At 32.3% G+C, this 21,404-nt stretch carries 23 protein-coding genes; 21 read left to right on the forward strand and 2 right to left on the reverse strand.

Features of this window, described 5'->3' with window-relative positions; all coding sequences use genetic code 11:
- Positions 1–14: 14 nt before the first annotated feature.
- The 18 genes from ACKTSW_RS12620 (at position 15) to atpG (ending at position 16,183) form a co-directional block, all read left to right on the forward strand.
- Positions 15–716: a CoA transferase subunit A gene (locus tag ACKTSW_RS12620; RefSeq protein WP_408025604.1), complete on the forward strand. Its 702-nt coding sequence runs from the start codon at positions 15–17 to the stop codon at positions 714–716.
- A 2-nt stretch (positions 717–718) separates the two neighbouring features.
- Positions 719–1,372 carry a 3-oxoacid CoA-transferase subunit B gene (locus tag ACKTSW_RS12625; RefSeq protein WP_408025605.1) on the forward strand — a complete coding sequence of 218 codons (654 nt, stop codon included), beginning with the start codon at positions 719–721 and terminating at the stop codon, positions 1,370–1,372.
- A 66-nt stretch (positions 1,373–1,438) separates the two neighbouring features.
- Complete coding sequence (locus ACKTSW_RS12630) at positions 1,439–2,200, forward strand: exodeoxyribonuclease III (RefSeq protein ID WP_408025606.1); 762 nt, start codon at positions 1,439–1,441, stop codon at positions 2,198–2,200.
- Between the two features lie 6 nt (positions 2,201–2,206).
- Positions 2,207–3,718 (forward strand): lytic transglycosylase domain-containing protein, encoded by a 1,512-nt coding sequence (locus ACKTSW_RS12635; protein ID WP_408025607.1) that lies wholly within the window; start codon positions 2,207–2,209, stop codon positions 3,716–3,718.
- A 25-nt stretch (positions 3,719–3,743) separates the two neighbouring features.
- Complete coding sequence (locus tag ACKTSW_RS12640; protein ID WP_408025608.1) at positions 3,744–4,736, forward strand: DUF4837 family protein; 993 nt, start codon at positions 3,744–3,746, stop codon at positions 4,734–4,736.
- Between the two features lie 94 nt (positions 4,737–4,830).
- Complete coding sequence (locus ACKTSW_RS12645; protein ID WP_408025609.1) at positions 4,831–5,331, forward strand: DUF1761 domain-containing protein; 501 nt, start codon at positions 4,831–4,833, stop codon at positions 5,329–5,331.
- 119 nt (positions 5,332–5,450) lie between these two features.
- Positions 5,451–6,923 carry a DUF5687 family protein gene (locus ACKTSW_RS12650; RefSeq protein ID WP_408025610.1) on the forward strand — a complete coding sequence of 491 codons (1,473 nt, stop codon included), beginning with the start codon at positions 5,451–5,453 and terminating at the stop codon, positions 6,921–6,923.
- A gap of 17 nt (positions 6,924–6,940) precedes the next feature.
- Positions 6,941–7,636 carry an ABC transporter ATP-binding protein gene (locus ACKTSW_RS12655; protein ID WP_408025611.1) on the forward strand — a complete coding sequence of 232 codons (696 nt, stop codon included), beginning with the start codon at positions 6,941–6,943 and terminating at the stop codon, positions 7,634–7,636.
- 94 nt (positions 7,637–7,730) lie between these two features.
- Positions 7,731–9,962 carry a type IX secretion system periplasmic lipoprotein PorW/SprE gene (gene porW, locus ACKTSW_RS12660; protein WP_408025612.1) on the forward strand — a complete coding sequence of 744 codons (2,232 nt, stop codon included), beginning with the start codon at positions 7,731–7,733 and terminating at the stop codon, positions 9,960–9,962.
- A 21-nt stretch (positions 9,963–9,983) separates the two neighbouring features.
- On the forward strand, positions 9,984–10,391 hold the full coding sequence (locus ACKTSW_RS12665; protein WP_408025613.1) for a bactofilin family protein: 408 nt from the start codon (positions 9,984–9,986) through the stop codon (positions 10,389–10,391).
- The gene (locus ACKTSW_RS12670) at positions 10,360–10,587 is read left to right on the forward strand and encodes an AtpZ/AtpI family protein (RefSeq protein WP_408025614.1); all 228 of its coding nucleotides are present in this window, start codon (positions 10,360–10,362) and stop codon (positions 10,585–10,587) included. The genes ACKTSW_RS12665 and ACKTSW_RS12670 overlap by 32 nt, the downstream gene beginning before the upstream one ends.
- On the forward strand, positions 10,580–10,960 hold the full coding sequence (locus tag ACKTSW_RS12675; RefSeq protein WP_408025615.1) for a DUF6168 family protein: 381 nt from the start codon (positions 10,580–10,582) through the stop codon (positions 10,958–10,960). The genes ACKTSW_RS12670 and ACKTSW_RS12675 overlap by 8 nt, the downstream gene beginning before the upstream one ends.
- Before the next feature lie 130 nt (positions 10,961–11,090).
- On the forward strand, positions 11,091–12,242 hold the full coding sequence (atpB, locus tag ACKTSW_RS12680) for a F0F1 ATP synthase subunit A (RefSeq protein WP_408025616.1): 1,152 nt from the start codon (positions 11,091–11,093) through the stop codon (positions 12,240–12,242).
- Between the two features lie 44 nt (positions 12,243–12,286).
- Positions 12,287–12,475: an ATP synthase F0 subunit C gene (gene atpE, locus ACKTSW_RS12685; RefSeq protein ID WP_136950250.1), complete on the forward strand. Its 189-nt coding sequence runs from the start codon at positions 12,287–12,289 to the stop codon at positions 12,473–12,475.
- A gap of 106 nt (positions 12,476–12,581) precedes the next feature.
- On the forward strand, positions 12,582–13,082 hold the full coding sequence (locus ACKTSW_RS12690; protein WP_408025617.1) for a F0F1 ATP synthase subunit B: 501 nt from the start codon (positions 12,582–12,584) through the stop codon (positions 13,080–13,082).
- 7 nt (positions 13,083–13,089) lie between these two features.
- Positions 13,090–13,647 (forward strand): ATP synthase F1 subunit delta, encoded by a 558-nt coding sequence (gene atpH, locus ACKTSW_RS12695; protein ID WP_408025618.1) that lies wholly within the window; start codon positions 13,090–13,092, stop codon positions 13,645–13,647.
- 21 nt (positions 13,648–13,668) lie between these two features.
- The gene (gene atpA / locus ACKTSW_RS12700; RefSeq protein WP_408025619.1) at positions 13,669–15,249 is read left to right on the forward strand and encodes a F0F1 ATP synthase subunit alpha; all 1,581 of its coding nucleotides are present in this window, start codon (positions 13,669–13,671) and stop codon (positions 15,247–15,249) included.
- A gap of 73 nt (positions 15,250–15,322) precedes the next feature.
- Positions 15,323–16,183: an ATP synthase F1 subunit gamma gene (gene atpG / locus ACKTSW_RS12705; RefSeq protein ID WP_408025620.1), complete on the forward strand. Its 861-nt coding sequence runs from the start codon at positions 15,323–15,325 to the stop codon at positions 16,181–16,183.
- 73 nt (positions 16,184–16,256) lie between these two features.
- Here the strand turns inward: atpG and ACKTSW_RS12710 are convergent, their stop codons facing one another.
- Positions 16,257–17,315 carry a hypothetical protein gene (locus ACKTSW_RS12710; RefSeq protein WP_408025621.1) on the reverse strand — a complete coding sequence of 353 codons (1,059 nt, stop codon included), beginning with the start codon at positions 17,313–17,315 and terminating at the stop codon, positions 16,257–16,259.
- Positions 17,316–17,569: 254 nt separating this feature from the next.
- On the opposite strand from ACKTSW_RS12710, the gene ACKTSW_RS12715 reads away from it, so the two are divergent.
- A complete protein-coding gene (locus ACKTSW_RS12715; protein WP_408025622.1) occupies positions 17,570–17,920 on the forward strand; it encodes a metallophosphoesterase in 351 nt (116 codons plus the stop codon).
- Between the two features lie 115 nt (positions 17,921–18,035).
- Positions 18,036–18,866 carry a hypothetical protein gene (locus ACKTSW_RS12720; protein WP_408025623.1) on the forward strand — a complete coding sequence of 277 codons (831 nt, stop codon included), beginning with the start codon at positions 18,036–18,038 and terminating at the stop codon, positions 18,864–18,866.
- Between the two features lie 13 nt (positions 18,867–18,879).
- On the opposite strand, the gene ACKTSW_RS12725 is transcribed toward ACKTSW_RS12720, so the two are convergent.
- Entirely contained in the window at positions 18,880–20,649 is a 1,770-nt protein-coding gene (locus ACKTSW_RS12725) for a 1-deoxy-D-xylulose-5-phosphate synthase (protein WP_408025624.1), read from the reverse strand.
- 66 nt (positions 20,650–20,715) lie between these two features.
- On the opposite strand from ACKTSW_RS12725, the gene rsmI reads away from it, so the two are divergent.
- Positions 20,716–21,387, forward strand: a complete 672-nt coding sequence (gene rsmI / locus ACKTSW_RS12730) for a 16S rRNA (cytidine(1402)-2'-O)-methyltransferase (protein WP_408025625.1) — start codon at positions 20,716–20,718, stop codon at positions 21,385–21,387.
- Positions 21,388–21,404 lie beyond the last annotated feature (17 nt).

The raw sequence follows: 21,404 nt of genomic DNA on the forward strand, positions 1-21,404 counted from the left end.
AAACAACAACTATAATGATAAATAAAGAAGTAAATAATGTTCAAGAAGCATTAGAGGGAGTACAAGACGGTATGACTCTTATGTTAGGAGGGTTTGGTCTATGCGGAATACCAGAAAATGCTATTGCAGAGTTAGTAAAAATAGGTGTAAGAGAAGTTACTTGTATTTCTAACAATGCAGGAGTCGACGATTTTGGTCTAGGTTTGTTATTACAAAACCGTCAAATAAAAAAAATGATTTCTTCTTATGTAGGAGAAAATGATGAGTTTGAACGTCAAATGCTATCTGGAGAATTAGAAGTAGAATTAACACCACAAGGAACCTTAGCAGAAAAATGTAGGGCAGCACAAGCAGGTTTCCCTGCTTTCTATACACCAGCAGGTTATGGAACAGAAGTGGCTGAAGGAAAAGAAACACGTGAGTTTGATGGAAAAATGTATGTGTTAGAACCAGCATTTAAAGCAGACTTTGCTTTTGTAAAAGCATGGAAAGGAGATGCCGCAGGAAACTTAGTTTTTAAAGGAACTTCAAGAAACTTTAATCCAAATATGTGTGGAGCAGCTACGATAACAGTTGCTGAGGTTGAAGAGTTAGTTCCAGTGGGAGAATTAGACCCAAATCAAATTCATATTCCAGGAATTTTTGTACAACGTATTTTCCAAGGAGAAAAGTATGAGAAAAGAATAGAGCAACGAACTGTAAGACAAAGAAGCTAGTTATGTTAGATAAAAACGGAATAGCGAAAAGAATCGCAAAAGAAGTACAAGACGGTTATTATGTAAACTTAGGTATTGGTATACCTACGTTAGTTGCTAATTATGTTCGTGATGATATTGAGGTAGAATTTCAATCAGAAAACGGAGTGTTAGGTATGGGACCTTTTCCTTTTGAAGGAGAAGAAGATGCTGATATTATTAATGCAGGAAAACAAACCATAACTACCTTGCCAGGAGCTAGTTTTTTTGACTCTTCCACTAGCTTTTCAATGATTCGTGGTAAACACGTTCACCTAACTATTTTAGGAGCTATGGAAGTAGCTGAAAATGGAGATATAGCCAATTGGAAGATACCAGGAAAAATGGTAAAAGGTATGGGAGGAGCGATGGATTTAGTTGCTTCTGCTGATAATATTATTGTAGCAATGATGCATACTAATAAAAGAGGAGAATCGAAGCTACTTAAAAAATGTTCATTACCATTAACAGGGGTGGGGTGTGTAACAAAAATTGTAACTAACCTAGCAGTATTAGAAATCAAAGACAATAAATTTCACTTATTAGAAAGAGCCCCGGGAGTATCTGTAGAAGAAATTCAAGCAGCTACAGAAGGAACTTTAGTAGTCGAAGGAGACATTCCAGAAATGGATATTTAACAAAATTATAGGATTTAAAAAAGACGTAAAGCACTATGCTTTACGTTTTTGTATTTTAAAAAGTAGATGAAAATAATCTCATACAACGTAAACGGAATTAGAGCAGCATTAAAAAAAGGATTTATCGATTGGTTACAAGCAGCGAATCCTGATGTAATATGTATTCAAGAAACCAAAGCTCATAAAGAACAATTAGATGTAACTGAGTTTGAAAATGCAGGTTATCCACACCATTTTTGGTTTTCAGCAGAAAAAAAAGGCTATTCATCAGTAGCTATTTTTTGTAAGGAAGAACCAAACCATGTGGTGTATGGAACAGGAATCGAATCGATGGATTTTGAAGGGAGAAATCTTCGTGTAGATTTTGATGAGGTTTCTGTAATGAGTATGTATTTACCTTCAGGAACTAATAGTGCTCGATTAGACTATAAGTTTAACTACATGGATGAAATCTTAGCCTACGCTACAGAGTTAAGAAAAGAAATCCCTAACTTAGTTATTTGTGGAGATTACAACATCTGTCATGAAGAAATAGATATTCACAACCCAAAAATGAAAGGAGTATCTGGTTTTTTACCAGAAGAGCGTGAATGGTTAGGTAAATTTATAGATAGCGGATTTATAGATAGTTTCCGTCATTTACATCCAGAAAAACAAGAGTACTCTTGGTGGAGTTATCGAGCAAATGCAAGAGCAAATAATAAAGGTTGGCGTATCGATTACAACATGGTAACTGAACCGTTAAAAAATAAAATTTCAAGAGCCTATATTTTACCAGAAGCAAAACATTCAGATCATTGTCCAATTGCTGTTGAACTAGATTTATAAACCATCATGAAAAATATACTAACACTACTACTTTTTACAACTTCAATTATAGCACAACAACCTGTTGATAGTCTTTTTGTAGCAAAAGATACTACAAACATAGGCTTAACGGTAAATGATTCTATAAATCAACAACCTCAAGAATTATTTTCAACTGCCGATTTGAAAATGATTGATAGCTTATTAATAGAAGAAAAATTTAACTCATCGTTGTTTGACAGTATTCAATATGTAATTAATGATAAAGATATTCTTGGCAATACAACAACAATATTAACAACTGATTTATTAAAGAAAAGGCTACACGACTTAAATGTAAAAACACCATTTCATTTAGAATATAATCCAGCACTGGAGAAGGTAATTAATGGGTATTTAAAGTACAGAAAAAAATATTTTCCAGCACTAATGGCTCGTGCTCAATATTATTTTCCAATGTTTGAGCAGTATTTAGATCAGTATGACATTCCGTTAGAAATGAAATATTTGGCAATTGTTGAATCTGCACTTCGTCCAGACGCTCGTTCTAGAGTTGGAGCTACAGGTTTATGGCAATTTATGTACGGAACAGGAGTTCAATTTGACTTGAAGGTAAACTCGTATGTTGATGAGCGCCAAGACCCAGTAAAAGCAACCAAAGCAGCTTGTCAGTACTTAAGTCAGCTATATAAAATTTTTGGTGATTGGGATTTAGCTTTAGCCGCTTATAATTCGGGCCCAGGAAATGTGTCAAAAGCCATAAAAAGATCTGGAGGATATAAAAATTATTGGAATATTCGCCCGTTTTTACCTCGTGAAACAGCAGGATATGTACCAGCATTCTATGCAACGATGTATATTTTTGAATATGCAGATAAACACCATATTTATCCAGAAGCCCCAAAATTTTTTCATTTTGAAACCGATACTGTTCGTGTAAAAAGAACCATTAGTTTTGATCAGATTTCAGAAAAAACAGGAATCGATTCTGATTTATTAGCGTTTTTAAACCCATCATATAAATTAGACGTTATACCCTATATAAAAGAAAAAAAGTATGCAGTACGATTACCTCGAAGAAATTTAATGGATTTCTTAGAAAAAGAAAAAGAAATCTATGCTTTAGCAAACGAAGATGATGCGAAAAGAGAAAAACCATTGCCAAAATACTTCGAAATGGATAAACGTATTCGTTACCGAGTTAGAAGTGGAGATTATTTAGGTAAAATAGCTAATAAATTTGGAGTAAGAGTTAGTGATATTAAACGATGGAATGGCTTACGAACACACCACTTAAAAATAGGACAACGATTAAGTGTTTATCCTAAAAGAATGACTGTTCCAAAAAAAGTTTCAAGAACAAAACATAAAACACCAACAAGCAAGCACGAGGTGTATGTTGTTAAAGAAGGAGATTCATTATGGACTATTTCAAAAAAATATCCATCAGTTTCTATTGAAGAGATTAAAAAATGGAACAATATTTGGAGTGTTAAGAGTTTAAAACCAGGAATGAAACTTAAAATTTTTAAAAGTTAAAAACAACTACTAAACACCACTAACTATGAATAAACTAATAACCTTATTTGCACTTATTTTTATTACAATTTCATGTAAGAGAGAAGGAGGAAAAAGTGATTATGTTTTACCAACTTCAAATGGTAATACCAATAAAATATTGGTAGTTACTAAAGGAAATGACTGGGAAGGTAAAATAGGCGATGAAATACGTATCGTATTTGGAGAGCATCAAGTTGGGTTGCCACAACCAGAAACATTACTGTCTGTAGGGCAGATAGATCCAGTAGGATTCAAAGGTTTTATGAGGAATTCAAAAGCAGTTTTAATTGTTAGACAATCAGAAAAAGAAAGAATAGTAGTTGAAAGAAATAAATATGCACAACCTCAAATATTAATTTATGCTACCTCAAAAGACAAAGAAGGTTTGGTGAACCTAATTCGTAATAGAGGAAAAGAAATAATTAAGCTATTCAAAGATGAAGATATCAAGTTTACACAGAATATTTTTAATAAAGAAAAAGTTGACGAAAATCAGTTCAAAACAATCAAAAGTTTAGACATCACATTAACCATTCCTAAAAGGTTTAATGTTGTTGAAGATACAGGAGATTTTTTATGGTTACGTCAACATTTAAAAAGTGGAATAGCAAGAGGTGATGGAACTAATAATATTTTAGTATATAGTTATCCATTAGAAGATGAAAGTAAAGTAGCAGATAACATTACAACTATGAGAGATGTTATAGGTAAGAAGTATATACCAGGTAGCAAAGAAGGAATGTATATGATTACTGAACAAGCATACACACCATTTACATTTGATGCTGAAATAGACGGTAAAAAAGCCTATGAAACAAGAGGTAAATGGGAAGTGAAAAACGATTTCATGGCTGGCCCATTTGTTAATTACACAATCATAGATAAAGAAAATAAAAGAGTTATCGTTTTCGAAGGGTTTACTTATGCACCTTCGGTAAATAAAAGAGACTTTATCTTTGAATTAGAAGCAATAGCAAAGTCTTTAAAAATAAAATAAAAAGACAACTCATAAAGAAATAAGAGAAAGCATTAAACTTTTGTTTAATGCTTTTTTTGTTATATTTATCTGATAAACAAAACCTTACATTCTTATGAAATTTAATTTTTTAATTACAGTAATCGCTGCATTAATTCCTATGATAATGGGATTTGTTTGGTATGGACCTATGCTTTTTAAAAAAGTATGGATGAAGGAGGTAGGCTTTACTGATGAGTCTATCAAAGGTTCAAATATGGCACTCATTTTTGGATTAGCTTATGTATTTAGTTTTTTATTAGCTTTTGTGTTGCAAACATTAGTAATTCATCAATGGGGAGTACAATCAATCTTAATGGGTGAATCAGGTTTTGTAGAACAAACAGGAGAAGCTTTTACCTATTTCCAAGAATTTATGACGAATTATGGAGATAGGTTTAGAACATTTAAACATGGAGCCTTACACGGAACCATGATAGGTTTACTTATTGGTTTACCTATTTTAGCTACACAAGCATTATTTGAAAGAAAAAGTGTTAGGTATGTAGCAATTAATACAGGCTATTGGATTGTTACATTAGCTTTAATGGGAGGTGTAATTTGCCAGTGGGCGTAATAATAATATTGAAAACATAAATACAAAAGCATCAAATTTTAAATTGATGCTTTTTTTATGTAACAAATACTTGTAAAAAAAGACATATAAGATAGATAATCAACTAAAAACATAATCAAATGATTGCACATTTTTTTAAGTTAGAGTGGAAGCAGTTTTTTCGCTCCTCTTATTTCGGAAAAAGTATTGCATTAAAAATTATCATGGGCTTTTTCGCTTTATGGATGTTAATTACTTTTTTAATGATGGGTGTAGGGGTATATTTTATTATAGAAGATAAGTTTCCTGATATAAATCCATTTAATTTTGTGAACGGGGTGCTTATTTTTTTGCTAATAGCAGATTTAATTTTTCGTTATTTAATGCAAAAATTACCTGTATTAAACATCAAACCATACCTTAACTTACCTATAAAAAAAGATAAATTAGTTCATTTTGTGCTAAGAAAATCAGCTTTATCATTTTTCAATATAATGCCATTGTTTTTTTACGTGCCTTTTTCAATAGTATTAATTGGTCAAGGGTATGATATTTTAGGAGTTTTAGGATGGTTGTTTTTAATGTTTACGTTAGTATTAAGTGCTAATTATATTAACTTCTTAATTAATAAAAATAATTATGCATTAGGAATAATGGCAATGGTATTGGCAGTACTGTTTTTTGCAAATAAATACCAACTGTTTAATGTAACCGATGTATTTGCACCTATTTTTCAATCAGTATATAACTTGCCTGCTTTATCACTGATAGGAATCGTTTTACTTACAGGTTTATATTATATAAACTTTAAAATGTTAAAGCAAAAAGTGTATTTAGACGATGCGATAAAAAGTAAAGAAGAAGTAGCTACAGAGTCCAATCTGTCTTTTGTTGATAGATTAGGAGATGTGGCACCATTTATTAAGAATGATATCCGTCAAATTTGGAGGAATAAACGTACTAAAACAGTATTCTTTATGTCGTTTTTATTCCTTTTTTATGGAGCTATTTTTTTTGGGCAAGAAATGTATCGAGAAAAAATGCCTGCTTTTTTAGTATTTGCCGCAATTTTTGTTACAGGCGGTTTTACGCTAAACTATGGACAATTTATTCCTGCATGGGATAGTGAGTACTACAATATGATTATGAGTCAAAATATTCGTTATCGAAAATTTTTAGAGAGTAAATGGTATTTAATGGTTGTAGTATCAGGAGTTTTATACCTGTTAAGTATTCCTTATGTTTATTTCTACGGATTAGATATTTTTTTAATGATAACTGTTGGAGCAATCTTTAATATAGGTTTTAACTCTCTATTCTTGTTGTTTGCAGGCTCTTTTAATAGAAAACGAATAGACCTGAATAAAAGTGGTTTTTCAAATTATCAAGGCACTAGTGCAACTCAGTTTTTAATAATAATTCCAATTATGGGGGTTCCAATGTTCCTGTTTTGGGTTTTCAATAAGTTTGTTAGCTTTAATGCAGGAGTCACTGCAATTGCAATTGTAGGAGTATTAGCTTTTGCATTTAAAAATTACTTTATGAACTTAATAGAGAAAAAGTACATTAAAAACAAGTATGCAACAATACATGCATTCAGTCAAAAATCATAACCAAAAAAATAAACAAAATGATATCTATACATAATATTTCTAAAACATACGGTAAAACGCAAGTCTTAAGCTTAGAAGAGTTAAATATACCGAGTGGACAATCCTTTGGATTGGTAGGAAATAACGGAGCAGGAAAAACTACCTTATTTAATTTACTGTTAGATTTAATTAGACCTACAACAGGAGAAATTATAAATAATGAAGTTGTTGTAAATAAAAGTGAGAAATGGAAAACATTTACTGGATCGTTTATAGACGAGACTTTTTTAATAGGTTACTTAACACCCGAAGAGTATTTTGATTTTGTAGGTGATTTACGTGGAATGAATAAAGCAGATGTTAAAGAGTTCTTAGTTCAATTTGAAGAGTTTTTTAACGATGAAATTTTAGGAAAGAAAAAGTACTTACGAAGCTTAAGCAAAGGAAATCAAAAGAAAGTGGGTATTGTAGCTGCAATGATGGGGAATCCGCAAGTAGTGATTTTAGACGAGCCTTTTGCAAATTTAGATCCAACTACTCAAATTCGGTTAAAGAAAATCATTAAAAAATTAACAGAGAATAGCGAGGTAACGGTACTAGTATCTAGTCATGATTTGAGTCATGTAACTGAGGTTTGCGAACGTATTGTAGTTTTAGATAAAGGGAACGTTGTAAAAGACATAAACACATCACAAGAAACCTTACAAGAGTTAGAAACCTATTTTTCTGCATAAAACAAGGTTGAAATCATCATATAATTATTATTTTTACCTCTTTACGTACAAAAAACATAATTATAACGTTGTTGTACTGTAAATGTAGGATTATATGAAAAAAGTTTTTAAGATAATAGTATTCAGTATTTTAGCGACTATCGTGTACTCGTGTAGTGTAAAAAAAGATGCTTTTTTAAACAGAAGTTATCATGCTGTTACCACTAAATATAATGTGCTTTTTAACGGAGAACAAGCTTTTTTAGACGGGCTAGAAGAAATTAAAGATAAACATGAAGACAACTTCTGGAGACGTTTACAAATAGAGCCAATATCTTTTGATGAAAGTAAAATGACCACAAAAGTACTTAAGCCTGGTACAGGTTTTAGTGCTGATGAGGAAGAGGAGAATAAGAATTTAACACCATTCGAAAAAGCAGAAGAAAAGGCGATTAAGGCTGTTCAAATTCATTCAATGAATATTAATGGGTATGAGAAAAATAGCCAAATAGATAATGCCTATTTATTACTAGGTAAATCAAGATATTATACACAACGTTTTATTCCTGCATTAGAAGCTTTTAATTATGTAATAGTCAATTATCCAAAAGCTGATTTAAATTATGAAACAAAAATTTGGAGAGCTAAAACAAACATTCGTTTAGGTAATGAAAAAAGAGCTATTGAAACTTTACGGTTGTTATTAGATGTTTTAGATGAAACAGAAAAAATAGATAAATCTGTAAAAGAACAAGCTTATACAGCCATGGCCATGGCATACGAAAAAACAGACACCATTCAAAGAGTAGTAGATTATTTAAAATTAGCAACAAAAACAAGTTATAACAAAGAACAATCTGCTAGAAACATGTTTGTTTTAGGTCAAATTTATAGTGAATTAGACAGGAAAGATTCTGCAAGAATGATGTTTACAAAATTAGCTGATTATAAAAGAGCACCAGATAAATTTCGTATTAAAGCAGAGGTTGAACTTGCTAAGAATACTCCGAATGATTCAACATCTATCTTGATGTTAGCTAGGTTAAGAAAGTTAATTAAAAACTCAGATAATCGAAAGTTTTTAAACGAATTATATTATCAAGCAGGAGTTATTCAAGAAGGGAGAAATAACCCTAAAGCGGCAGCAGAATATTATAAAAAATCGTTAGAAGCTAAACACAATAATAATTACCAAAAAACCTATGCCTACGAACGTTTGGCAAATATGGCTTTTGAAAAAGAAAACTATTTATTAGCAGGCTCGTATTACGATAGTGTAGTGCAGTTGGTTTCTAAGGAGTTTGGTCAAGAAAAAAGAATCCGTAGAATTCGTAGAAAAAATAAAGGACTTAAAACTTTAAGGAAACACGAAGAGACAGTAAAGAGTAACGATAGCATACTTGAGTTGGTAGCTATGACACCAGATGAAAGAACTTCTTTTTTTGAAGCATATATTGAAAAAATAAAAAAAGAAGATGAAGAAAAAAGACAGCAATTATTAAATGCTCAAAACTTTGGAAGTAGTTTTGGGGGTGGAGCATCTATAAATAATAGAGCGAATAAAGGAAAGTGGTATTTTTATAATTCACAAGCACTAGGATTTGGTAGGGCAGAGTTTCAAAAAGCATGGGGAACACGCCCTTTAGAAGATAACTGGAGATTGTCAGATAAGTCTATTAGCGCTAGTAAAGATGTAGTGCTTGATAATGAAGGCAATAAAGTAAACGAGAGGTATGAATTATCAACATACCTTGATGCAATTCCAGAAGATAAAAAAGTAATTACTAATCTAGTTAGTGAACGAAACGACGCATTATATCAACTAGGATTAATTTACAAAGAACAGTTCACAAATTCAGCATTAGCTATTAAAAACTTAGAGCGCTTAACAGAGGTTAGTACAGACGATAAGCTTGAGCTTCCTTTGAGTTACCACCTCTATCAAATATATAAAAAGGAAGGAGAAGTTGCTAAAGCAAATAAATATAAAAATACGATACTACAAAAATACCCAGAAACGAGTTTTGCTCAAATTATATTAAATCCAGAAACAAAACTTGTAGAAGAGAAAAAAGAAGATGAGGTTTTAAATAAGTATAAAGAAATATACTATTTATATAAAGCAAATAAATTTGAAGACGCTGTTAATGAGATAGATAATTTTTCATTAACCCTTAAAAATTCGAATTTAATTCCTAAGTTTGCACTCCTAAAAGCCTTGGCAATAGGTAAATACCAAGATAAAGAAACATATAAAAAAGCCCTAGAATTTGTTGCTGTTAGTTATGCAACTACCGAAGAAGGAAAAAAAGCAAAAGAAATCATTGAACAATTAGATAAAACATAAACACCTTTAAATTCCCCGAATATGTTTGGTAAAGAAAATAAAAAAACAAACGAAAACAGAGTAGCAGAAAGAAACATTATTGGAAAAAACACTAAAATTACCGGAGAAATAATTTCAGATGGAGATTTTAGAATTGATGGAACTTTAGAAGGAACTATAGAAACAAAAGGTAGAGTAGTTGTAGGTAGTTCAGGCTTCATCAAAGGAAAAGTTGAATGTACAAATGCTGATGTAGAAGGTAAGTTTTCTGGAGAATTATTCGTCTCTAATACATTAACAGTTAAATCTTCTGCAAATATTAATGGAGATGTGGTTATAGGAAAACTTTCTGTAGAGCCAGGAGCAGCTTTTAATGCTACATGTGCAATGAAAGGAGCGGTAAAAGAATTAAATAAGAATGAGCAAAAACCCTCAGAAAAAACCGCTTAATAAATTTATACGATTTTCAGGAATCGCACTTCAAATGGGTTTAACTATTTACTTAGGAAGTTTACTAGGTGAATGGTTAGATCAAAAATACCCAAACGACAATCAACTTTACACAAAAATTTGTACACTTGTAGCAGTTTTCGGAGCAATGTTTTCCGTAATTATACAGGTAACCAAACTCACAAAAGATGATTAAGCGTATTTTATTTTTCACAGCTGCTATTTTACTTCTATTTGCAGTTAGTTTTTTTTTACATAATTATATGTTAGCTTCAAAAGAAACGCATTTATCATTTTCGTTGTTAAGAGTGTATACATTTCATGTAACTTCAGCTATAATAGTATACAGTATAGTTGAGTTAGTTGCTGAAAAATTACCAAACCAGGCAGGGTATGCATATTTAGCCTCTATTTTTTTAAAAATAGGGTTTTTTGTGTTGCTTTTTAAAGCATCAGTCTTTGTAAATGAAGAACTTACAAAGTTAGAAAGAATTTCACTTGTAATTCCATTATTCCTTTTTTTAATAACAGAAGCAATAGCAGTTTCAAAACTGCTGAATAGCAAATAGTTCATTTTTTTCTAGTGTTTTTTTATTTGAAATTGCTTTAAAAAACTAAGCTAAAAAAAGATTTGTAGTTTTAATTAATTGTGTACCTTTGCACGGAAATTTAGAGACCATAATTCTATATTTATAAGGTATGATGATAGCAAAAAAATCTATCAAGTTTTTTACAGTTTTAGCATTAGTTTTTGCTTCGTTTGGAGTATTTGCTAGTGGTGGAGATAAAAAATCTTCAGATAACGATGGTGGACAAGTAAACACCAAAGAAGAAATTAACGATTACATTAAGCATCACTTAGCAGATTCTCACGATTTTGCTTTTTATTCTTATACAAATGATGAGGGTGAGAGAAAACATTTTGGTTTTCCGTTGCCAGTAATCGTAAAAACAAGTAAAGGAATTAAAACTTTTATGTCTTCTAAATTCCACCATAATGACGATGGAACTGTTGTTGTTGATGCTGGTGATGTGAAGTTGGTGAAAATTCATAGTAAAATCTATGAATTAAACGAAGGAGAAAGTGCAGTTGCTTTTGATGAAACTCACCATGCTACAAATGCACACAAGGTATTAGACTTTTCAATTACTAAAAGTGTGTTTGGAATGTTGCTTGCTGGTTTGTTACTGTTGTTAGGTTTTGGTTCGTTAGCTAAAGGGTATAAAAAAGGAGCTATTCCAACAGGAGTTGGACGTGTTTTAGAACCTTTAGTATTATACGTAAGAGACGAAATAGCAAGACCAAATATTGGTGAAAAGAAGTATAAAAGATTTATGCCATATTTATTAACGGTGTTTTTCTTTATCTGGATCTTAAATTTATTAGGATTAACACCTTTAGGGTTTAATGTGACGGGGCAAATTGCCGTAACAGCATGTTTAGCTATATTTACAGCCATAATTTATTTAACAAGTGGAACAAAAGATTTCTGGGCACATACTTTATGGATGCCAGGTGTTCCTGTGATTTTAAGACCAGTATTAGCGATAATTGAATTAGTTGGTTTTGTGTTAATTAAACCATTCTCATTATTAGTGCGTTTATTTGCAAACATTACAGCAGGTCACTTTGTAGTAATGAGTTTAATAGCATTAATGATGACGCTAAAAGCACAATTTGGAGCTGTAGCTTCAACGGGAATTTCACTAGTGTTAACATTATTTATTTCGGTTATAGAAATATTAGTAGCGTTCTTACAAGCATTTATTTTTACAATGTTATCTGCATTATTCATAGGAATGGCAGTAGAAGAACACGACCATGATCATGCAGATGCTCATAGTCATTAAGAAATAGAATAAGAATTTGTTTAATTTAATATAAATCAATTAGTATGTATAATTTAATTGGAGCAGGATTAATCGTAATCGGTGGAGGAATCGGATTAGGTCAAATTGGAGGAAAAGCAATGGAAGGAATTGCTCGTCAACCTGAGGCTGCTGGTAAAATCCAAACAGCGATGATCATCATCGGAGCATTATTAGAAGGATTAGCATTCGGTGCTTTAATCTTAGGAAGATAATCTCCCAAGAAACAGAAAAGTGAAACATTTTCCTGTAACGGTTGGTTACAGGAAATGTTTTAAAATTAAACAAACAAAGAATTTAAAAGAATAAATTAGATATATAATGGATCAGTTATTAAATGATTTTTCTCCAGGGTTGTTCGTAATGCAACTAGTTGTTTTAGGGATATTATTATTTTTATTAGCAAAGTTTGCTTGGAAACCAATCTTAAACTCTTTAAATGAAAGAGAAGAGGGGATTCAAAACGCATTAGATCAAGCAGAAAATGCTCGTAAAGAAATGCAAAACTTACAGGCTGATAATGATAGATTGTTAAAAGAAGCACGTGCAGAAAGAGACACAATGATGAAAGAAGCTCGTGAAATAAAAGACAACATTATAGCGGAGGCTAAAGAAGAAGCTTCTGAGCAAGCAACAATCATAATTGAAAATGCTAAAGCTACAATTAAACAAGAGCAACAAGCAGCAATTGCTGAGTTAAAGAAGAATGTAGCAGATTTGTCAATTGATATCGCTCAACAATTAGTAAGAAAAGAATTAGCTTCTCAAGCAGATCAGTTAAAGCTTGTGGAAGGAATGTTAGAAGAGGTTACTTTAAACTAATCAGTAGATGAAAGAAGCAAGACCAGCATTACGTTACGCCAAAGCAGTTTTAAACTTAGCTAAAGATTCAGAAAATGAAACTTTAGTAAATGATAACATGAAGTTAATTGTAGATACAATTGCTGGAAGTGAAGATTTACAAACAATGCTTAAAAGTCCTGTAATTAAAGCTGCAAATAAGCATAAAGTTTTAGATGTACTTTTTGGAGATAAAGTAGATAACATCGTAAAGGGGTTGTTTAACTTATTAGAGGAAAATAAGCGTATGATGATGTTAGATTCTATTGCAAAGCAATACTCTATTATATACGATTATCACAAAAGTATGCAAGTTGCTAAGGTTACTACTGCAGTAGCTTTAACAAATGAATTAGAAGATAAAATACAAGCAAAAATTGTAGCACTCACAGGTAACAATGCTAGTATTGAAAATATAGTAAATCCTGATATTTTAGGAGGATTTATTTTACGTGTTGGAGATGTGCAGTACGATGCAAGCATCTCTAATCAATTTAATGAGTTAAGGAGAGAGTTTGACAACAGTCATTACATTCCAAAAATTTAATTATACATCAAAAGAAATAAGATGGCAGCAATTAAACCAGCTGAAGTATCAGCAATTTTAAAGGAACAATTAACAAATTTTGAGTCTAAAGCTTCATTAAACGAAGTAGGGACTGTATTACAAGTAGGTGATGGTATTGCACGTGTTTATGGATTATCTAACGTACAATATGGAGAATTAGTAGAATTCGATAACGGTTTAGAAGGTATCGTATTAAACTTAGAAGAAGATAATGCAGGTGTTGTATTATTAGGAGCTTCTACTTCAGTAAGAGAAGGGTCTACTGTAAAACGTACAGAAAGAATTGCTTCTTTAAAAGCTGGAGAAGGAATCGTAGGACGTGTTGTTAACACCTTAGGACAACCAATTGATGGTAAAGGACCAATCGAAGGTAAAACTTTCGAAATGCCTTTAGAACGTAAAGCACCAGGAGTTATTTTCCGTGAGCCTGTTACTGAACCAATGCAAACAGGTATCAAATCTATCGATGCAATGATTCCAGTAGGACGTGGTCAACGTGAGTTAATCATTGGAGACCGTCAAACAGGTAAATCAACTGTTGCTATTGATACTATCTTAAACCAAAGAGAATTTTATGATGCAGGACAGCCAGTGTACTGTATCTATGTAGCTATCGGTCAAAAAGCTTCAACAGTAGCTGCTATTGCTAATATGTTAGAAGAAAAAGGAGCGTTAGCATATACAACTATTGTTGCTGCAAATGCATCTGATCCAGCTGCAATGCAAGTATACGCACCATTTGCAGGAGCTGCAATTGGAGAATATTTCCGTGATACAGGTAGACCAGCCTTAATTGTTTATGATGATTTATCTAAACAAGCTGTTGCTTACCGTGAAATTTCATTATTATTAAGAAGACCACCAGGACGTGAGGCATATCCAGGAGATGTATTCTATTTACACTCAAGATTATTAGAGCGTGCTGCGAAAGTTATCAATGACGATAAAATTGCAAGTGAAATGAATGATTTACCAGATTCTTTAAAAGGAATTGTTAAAGGTGGAGGTTCTTTAACTGCATTGCCAATTATTGAAACTCAAGCAGGAGACGTTTCAGCATACATTCCAACAAACGTAATTTCGATTACAGATGGTCAGATTTTCTTAGAGTCAGATTTATTTAACTCAGGAGTTCGTCCAGCAATTAACGTAGGTATCTCAGTATCACGTGTAGGAGGAAATGCTCAGATTAAGTCAATGAAGAAAGTATCTGGTACGTTAAAGTTAGATCAAGCTCAGTACCGTGAATTAGAAGCTTTCGCTAAGTTTGGTTCTGATTTAGATGCTGCTACCTTAAACGTAATTGAAAAAGGTAAACGTAACGTGGAGATTTTAAAACAAGCTCAAAACGATCCTTATACAGTAGAAGATCAAGTAGCTATCATTTATGCAGGTTCTAAAAACTTGTTAAAAGATGTACCTGTAAATAAGGTAAAAGAATTTGAAAGAGATTATTTAGAGTACTTAAATGCTAAATACAGAGATACTTTAGATACTTTAAAAGCAGGAAAATTAACTGATGAAGTAATTGATACTTTAACAGAAGCTGCTAAAGAAATTTCAGCTAAATTTTCAGCTTAATAAAAGATTTTAGTATTGAGTATTGAGATGAATTTTCTCAATACTTAATACTCAATACTAAATACTTACTAGTATGGCAAACTTAAAAGAAATACGTAACAGAATTACTTCAATTAAATCAACAATGCAGATTACCTCTGCCATGAAAATGGTGTCGGCTGCAAAGTTGAAAAAAGCTCAAGATGCAATTACAGCAATGCGACCGTATTCATCTAAGCTTACCGAATTATTACAAAGCTTGAGCGCTACATTAGATAGCGATGCAGGTGGCGTATATTCAACACAAAGAGAAGTTAATAAAGTGTTATTAGTTAGTATAACATCTAACAGAGGTTTATGTGGTGGTTTTAACTCTTCTATTATAAAAGAAACAGTTAAAACTATTGAAGATAAATACAAAGGTAAAGATGTAGACTTACTAACTATTGGTAAAAGGGGTAACGATATTCTATCAAAAGAACACAATGTAATTGAAAATAGGAATGATATTTTTGATGATTTAACTTTTGATAATGTAGCACAAGTTGCTGAGCAATTAATGAATTTATATGCAGATGGTTCTTATGATAAGATAGAAATCATTTACAACAGATTTAAAAATGCAGCAACACAAATAGCACAAGTTGAGCAATTTTTACCTATTCAACCAGTTGAAAATGACGAGAATGTAAATTTAGATTATATTTTCGAACCTTCTAAAGAAGAAATAGTATTAGAATTAATTCCTAAGTCATTAAAAATGCAATTATACAAAGCAATTCGTGATTCATTTGCTGCCGAACACGGTGCTCGTATGACTGCAATGCATAAAGCAACTGATAATGCTACAGAATTACGTGATGAGTTATTATTAACCTATAATAAAGCTCGTCAAGCTGCCATTACAAATGAGATTTTAGAAATCGTTGGTGGAGCAGAAGCTTTAAATAACTAAGAATACTTATTAAAGTTATATAAAAAAGGTTGTCTTTAAAGACAACCTTTTTCTTTTGCATTATATTTATTTTCTACTCAAAATCTGATGAATGATAATAGTTTTCAGGAGTAATCGGGTATAATCCATCTTCAAAAAACTGATTCATAATTCGAGTAGTAACAGGACTAATTCCAGTACTTACTCCACCTACTTCATGTGGGTAGGTCATATTTGAAGAATGGTTATAACCAATAGTATGTCCTATTTCATGCGCTGTTATAAAACCTGTTTCTTTACGAATATAGTCTCTAAGTACATGTTCGGCAAAGCCCAGAGTAGAACCACCTCCTAAGCCAGAAACATTAACAACTTTACCACAGTTATAACGTGTTTTGTTGATAATAGAGTTATAAGCGGCTTCCTTTTCACTTTTTGTTAATGGAGTTGTTCCGTCATTGCCTATGATGTTTTCATTCATAAACTCATTTTTAAAATCGTCAGAAGCAAATATTAAACCTAGATTAATCATTAAACCTGAAAAACGGCGAATATCTTTAGCGCTAATGTCCTCAGTCCAATTATTACTGGTGTCATTCTCTGGATCGAAATCATGATATTTTATGACCCATTTTAATTTGTTTAAGCCTTTAAGTTGTTGAATAACCTTGCCATGACCAGTAAAGTCAAAAGAAATATCACTAGGGTTTATACCTGTTTCTTTAAACATCGAAAGATCAACTTCTTGGTTACTTGCATTTAAAAATAAAGAAGTGTTATCTATAAAAGGATAATTAATTTCTTGCTTACCATGAGCTCTTATCTTATCAATTTTAAATAGCTTAATAGGTTTAAGGAATCCTTCTGTTTCAATTGTCGCGGTAATTGTAATGTCTTCTATATCTATAGGAGCGAAATTAGCCACTTCAATAGTGGTGTTATCAATAGGTTTTACTCGTATTACTTTACTAATTTCATAAGCTCTCCATTCTGAAGTCATTGTAGATAATTCTTCACCATCTTGAAACATAAGACTAGAGTTAGCTTCTGAGTCAAAAGAATAGCTTTCGAGATTAATATTAGGAATGGTTTCTTTATCACTACAGGATAGGACTAAGAATGAACAAACCAAAGCTCTAAACAGTACTTTCATGTATTATAATTTATAAGGGTTTATTTCGCAAATATAAAACTTTGAAGCTATACAGTTTCTGAAAGTTTTTATTTCTTAGAGATTCTAATGATGAAAAAGCAAGTATAAACCCAATATAAAACAACTAGTTAACAAAAAAATTAAGCAGAAGCTAAGTTTTTTAGAACTCTTTTTAGTTAAATTTTGTAATTAAAGACAGCGAAGGTGTAAGTAGTCGATTTTGATTTAAATCTGTTCCAAGTACCAATGATAAAATGTCATTTATTGCAGGTAGTGATTCAAGAAACAACAGAACACCAAGAAGAGGTGCTAATTTATTAGTTTCTAAATTAAAACCAACGACGGTATTTTTTGTAGGAGACATGACTAATGGAGATTCTAATTCTGAATGGCAATATAATACTGCAAGTGATGGTAGAATGTTTCCTATAGCGTCAACAAGAGGAAACCATGAAGGATCTAATAATAATATCTATAACTTATTTAATGTTCCTTCAACAAATGTTTATTATGATATCACACTCGGAAATAATTTATACGCTGAACTTAGAGATTTCTGCTGGTGGTACTCAGTATTCATGGTTGAGTCAAAGGTTGAATGCTAACAATTCTATTTAGAAATCTTCCCAATACCACAAACCTATGCGTCCACACGTATCATCAAAATCAGAAGGAAATGATGAATACGCTAGTTAGTCTCAATTATTTTATGACAAAGGAGTGAATTTAGTATTTGAATCAGATTCTCATATCGTAAAAACAACATGGCCAGTAAAACCTTGTTCAACTGGAAGTAATTGTGATGAAGGGTTTGTAAGAGACGATGTTAACGGAACCGTTTATGTAGGAGAAGGTTACTGGGGTGCACCGTTGCGTTTATCCAATGATTCAAAAAACTGGACAAGAGACGCGAGTACTTTTAATCAGTTTAAATGGATTTTTGTTGAAGAATCTAAAATAGAAATTAGAACAATTAAAGTAGATAATACAAGTAGTGTAGGTGCTGTTTCAAATCAAAACCCATTTACACAATTTACTACAGATGAAACAAATTCGGTAAGTACATCATTTAAAATTCAAGATTCGTCAAATGCACCAAATATTACTTCTCAAAGCTATAATATTACTTCAAGAAGTTATAATAGTCAATCGGTTGCTTGGAATCCTAGTTCTTGGAGCTCTGTTGGAGCATTTGAAACAGCACAAAGAACACCAGGTTTAAAACCATTAGTACAATATGTTGTAAACAAGTCTAATTGGGCAACAGGTAATTCAATGCTGTTTTATATTTCTGGAACAGGAGAACGAACAGCTGAATCATACAATGGAAGTAGTGCTATTGTTCTAAAACTGATGGTTACTTATAGTACAGAATCTCCTGATAATGGAGGAGGAGAGACTCCAGAATATGAGGGTGTAAACGTAACAATTACGTTTGATAAATATTCTTATGAAACTTCTTGGACTTTGAAGGATGGTAATGGACTAACGGTGATGAGTGGAGGTGATTATACCCAAGGAAATGAAGAGTTAAAAAGCGAACCAATTTGATTCGCTTTTCTTTTTATAATAAATCTTGAATTGTTTTTTTAATTGAATTAACATCTATTCCACAAATTTCTTGCAATTGTTGAATTGTGCCATGATGTATAAACTCATCAGGAACTCCTAATAGTTTAATTTTTCCTTGATAATTTACTTCGGAAGCATATTCTAACACAGTACTTCCAAACCCGCCTTTGATAGTACCATCTTCAATAGTAATAATAGTATCAAATTTTTCGAAAACGCTCTCTAAAAGTTGTTCATCTAAAGGTTTTACAAAACGTAAGTCGTAATGTGCGACGACTTCTTTGTTTTTAAACAGATTTAAAGCTTCAGAAACGTTATCGGCTATTGTTCCTATAGATAATACTGCTATTTGATTTCCTTCTTTTAAACAAGCTCCTTTTCCGATTTCAATCTTTTCAAAAGGAAGGTTCCATTGCTCTAATTTTCCTTTGCCCCTCGGATACCGAATCGCAATCGGATGTTCCAATCCTTGTTGAGCGGTAAACATTATGTTACGTAGCTCAATTTCGTTACAAGGAGCAAATACGATTAGGTTAGGTATACAATTTAAATAGGCCAAATCAAAAACTCCGTGATGCGTTGCTCCATCTTCACCAACCAATCCCGCTCTATCAAGACAGAAAATTACAGGTAATTTTTGCAAGGCTACATCATGAATTACTTGATCGAAAGCGCGTTGTAAAAAGGTAGAGTAGATATTACAAAAAGGAATTAACCCTTGGGTAGCCATACCCGCAGCTAAGGTTACCGCATGTTGTTCGGCAATACCAACATCAAAAGTTCTATCAGGAAAAGCTTCCAACATAAATTTTAACGAACTTCCTGTTAACATTGCAGGAGTAATCCCTACAATTTTTTCGTTTTGTTGCGCTAGCTCAACAATAGTTTTCCCAAAGACATCTTGATATTTGGTATATTTACTTGCTTCTTTAGGAAGTACATCACCAGAAATTTTATCAAATTTCCCAGGTGCATGGTATTTTACCTGATCTTGTTCTGCCTGTCGTAACCCTTTCCCTTTGGTGGTAATTACATGTAAAAACTTAGGGCCTTGAATCTTTTTTAATCGATCTAATTCACGTAGTAATTCTTCAAAATTATGCCCATCAATTGGTCCCGAGTAATCAAAGTTAAGAGCTTCAAAAATATTATGCTGCTCAATTTCTAATCGAGGAGCTTTAATTTTTGTCAAATAATCTTTTAAAGCACCTACGGAAGGGTCAATCCCAATAGCATTATCGTTTAAAATAACTAAGAGGTTTGCGTTAGTATCTCCTGCATGGTTTAAAGCCTCAAAAGCCATTCCACTTGCTATAGAAGCATCTCCAATCACAGCTATATGATGTTTTTTAACTCCCTGCAACTTTGAAGCAATAGCCATTCCTAAAGCAGCTGAAATCGCTGTAGAGGAGTGACCAACTCCAAAAGTATCATATTCACTTTCTGAGCGCTTAGGAAAGCCTGAAATACCGTCGAACTGACGATTGGTATGAAAAACATCTTTTCTTCCTGTTAAAATTTTATGTCCGTATGCTTGATGTCCCACATCCCAAACTAACAAATCGTTTGGGGTATCAAATAAATAATGGAGAGCGATGGTGAGTTCTACCACACCTAAACTTGCACCTAAATGCCCTTCTTTTGTAGCAACCACATCAATAATAAACTCACGCAATTCTTGGGCGAGCTGTGGTAATTCTTCTGATGTTAACTTACGTAAATCAGCAGGAATTTGAATGTTTTTCAATAGGTCGTTCGACATATAGCAAAAGTACAAAAAGGTAGAGATTCCTAACTTTTTAGACTAAAAACTTTGTAGTTTTGTTGTATGAGCAAATTGTACTTGGTGCCCACACCGATTGGAAATTTAGAAGACATTACGCTGCGAGCGTTAAAAGTCTTACAAGAAGTAGATTATATTTTAGCTGAAGATACACGCACGAGTGGTAAATTGTTAAAACACTATGATATTGCTACTCCAATGCAATCGCATCATATGCACAATGAACATAAAACGGTTGATACCATTGTAAAACGTTTACAAAGTGGTGAAACTTTTGCATTAATCTCTGATGCTGGAACACCTGCTATTTCTGACCCTGGTTTCTTATTAACTAGAGCATGTATACAGCATGGTATTGATGTAGAGAGTTTACCAGGAGCTACTGCTTTTGTACCTGCATTGGTAAACTCTGGGTTGCCGAATGATAAATTTGTATTTGAAGGATTTTTACCTGTGAAAAAAGGACGTCAAACTCGTTTAAAGTTCTTGGCAGAAGAAACTCGTACGATAATTTTTTATGAAAGTCCACACAAACTACTAAAAACACTTGCAAATTTTGCAGAGTATTTTGGAGAGGATAGACAAATATCGGTTTCTAGAGAATTAACAAAATTGTTTGAAGAAACCAAGCGAGGAAGTGTAAAAGAAGTGTTAGCATATTATACTGAAAAACCAGCCAAAGGTGAGATTGTTGTTGTGGTTGAAGGGAAAAAGTAGTTTTAGATTGCTGTTGG

It is taken from the genome of Tenacibaculum sediminilitoris (assembly GCF_964513795.1).
Taxonomy (GTDB): Bacteria; Bacteroidota; Bacteroidia; order Flavobacteriales; family Flavobacteriaceae; genus Polaribacter; species Polaribacter sediminilitoris.

Coding starts and splice junctions, on each gene's coding strand:
- ACKTSW_RS12665 (WP_408025613.1), top strand. CDS start 9,984: ATGTTTGGTAAAGAAAATAAAAAAACAAACGAAAACAGAGTAGCAGAA.
- ACKTSW_RS12635 (WP_408025607.1), top strand. CDS start 2,207: ATGAAAAATATACTAACACTACTACTTTTTACAACTTCAATTATAGCA.
- atpE (WP_136950250.1), top strand. CDS start 12,287: ATGTATAATTTAATTGGAGCAGGATTAATCGTAATCGGTGGAGGAATC.
- ACKTSW_RS12710 (WP_408025621.1), bottom strand. CDS start 17,315: ATGAAAGTACTGTTTAGAGCTTTGGTTTGTTCATTCTTAGTCCTATCC.
- ACKTSW_RS12645 (WP_408025609.1), top strand. CDS start 4,831: ATGAAATTTAATTTTTTAATTACAGTAATCGCTGCATTAATTCCTATG.
- atpB (WP_408025616.1), top strand. CDS start 11,091: ATGATGATAGCAAAAAAATCTATCAAGTTTTTTACAGTTTTAGCATTA.
- porW (WP_408025612.1), top strand. CDS start 7,731: ATGAAAAAAGTTTTTAAGATAATAGTATTCAGTATTTTAGCGACTATC.
- ACKTSW_RS12620 (WP_408025604.1), top strand. CDS start 15: ATGATAAATAAAGAAGTAAATAATGTTCAAGAAGCATTAGAGGGAGTA.
- atpG (WP_408025620.1), top strand. CDS start 15,323: ATGGCAAACTTAAAAGAAATACGTAACAGAATTACTTCAATTAAATCA.
- ACKTSW_RS12675 (WP_408025615.1), top strand. CDS start 10,580: ATGATTAAGCGTATTTTATTTTTCACAGCTGCTATTTTACTTCTATTT.
- ACKTSW_RS12625 (WP_408025605.1), top strand. CDS start 719: ATGTTAGATAAAAACGGAATAGCGAAAAGAATCGCAAAAGAAGTACAA.
- atpH (WP_408025618.1), top strand. CDS start 13,090: ATGAAAGAAGCAAGACCAGCATTACGTTACGCCAAAGCAGTTTTAAAC.
- ACKTSW_RS12670 (WP_408025614.1), top strand. CDS start 10,360: ATGAGCAAAAACCCTCAGAAAAAACCGCTTAATAAATTTATACGATTT.
- ACKTSW_RS12655 (WP_408025611.1), top strand. CDS start 6,941: ATGATATCTATACATAATATTTCTAAAACATACGGTAAAACGCAAGTC.
- ACKTSW_RS12690 (WP_408025617.1), top strand. CDS start 12,582: ATGGATCAGTTATTAAATGATTTTTCTCCAGGGTTGTTCGTAATGCAA.
- rsmI (WP_408025625.1), top strand. CDS start 20,716: ATGAGCAAATTGTACTTGGTGCCCACACCGATTGGAAATTTAGAAGAC.
- ACKTSW_RS12725 (WP_408025624.1), bottom strand. CDS start 20,649: ATGTCGAACGACCTATTGAAAAACATTCAAATTCCTGCTGATTTACGT.
- atpA (WP_408025619.1), top strand. CDS start 13,669: ATGGCAGCAATTAAACCAGCTGAAGTATCAGCAATTTTAAAGGAACAA.
- ACKTSW_RS12640 (WP_408025608.1), top strand. CDS start 3,744: ATGAATAAACTAATAACCTTATTTGCACTTATTTTTATTACAATTTCA.
- ACKTSW_RS12715 (WP_408025622.1), top strand. CDS start 17,570: ATGTCATTTATTGCAGGTAGTGATTCAAGAAACAACAGAACACCAAGA.
- ACKTSW_RS12630 (WP_408025606.1), top strand. CDS start 1,439: ATGAAAATAATCTCATACAACGTAAACGGAATTAGAGCAGCATTAAAA.
- ACKTSW_RS12650 (WP_408025610.1), top strand. CDS start 5,451: ATGATTGCACATTTTTTTAAGTTAGAGTGGAAGCAGTTTTTTCGCTCC.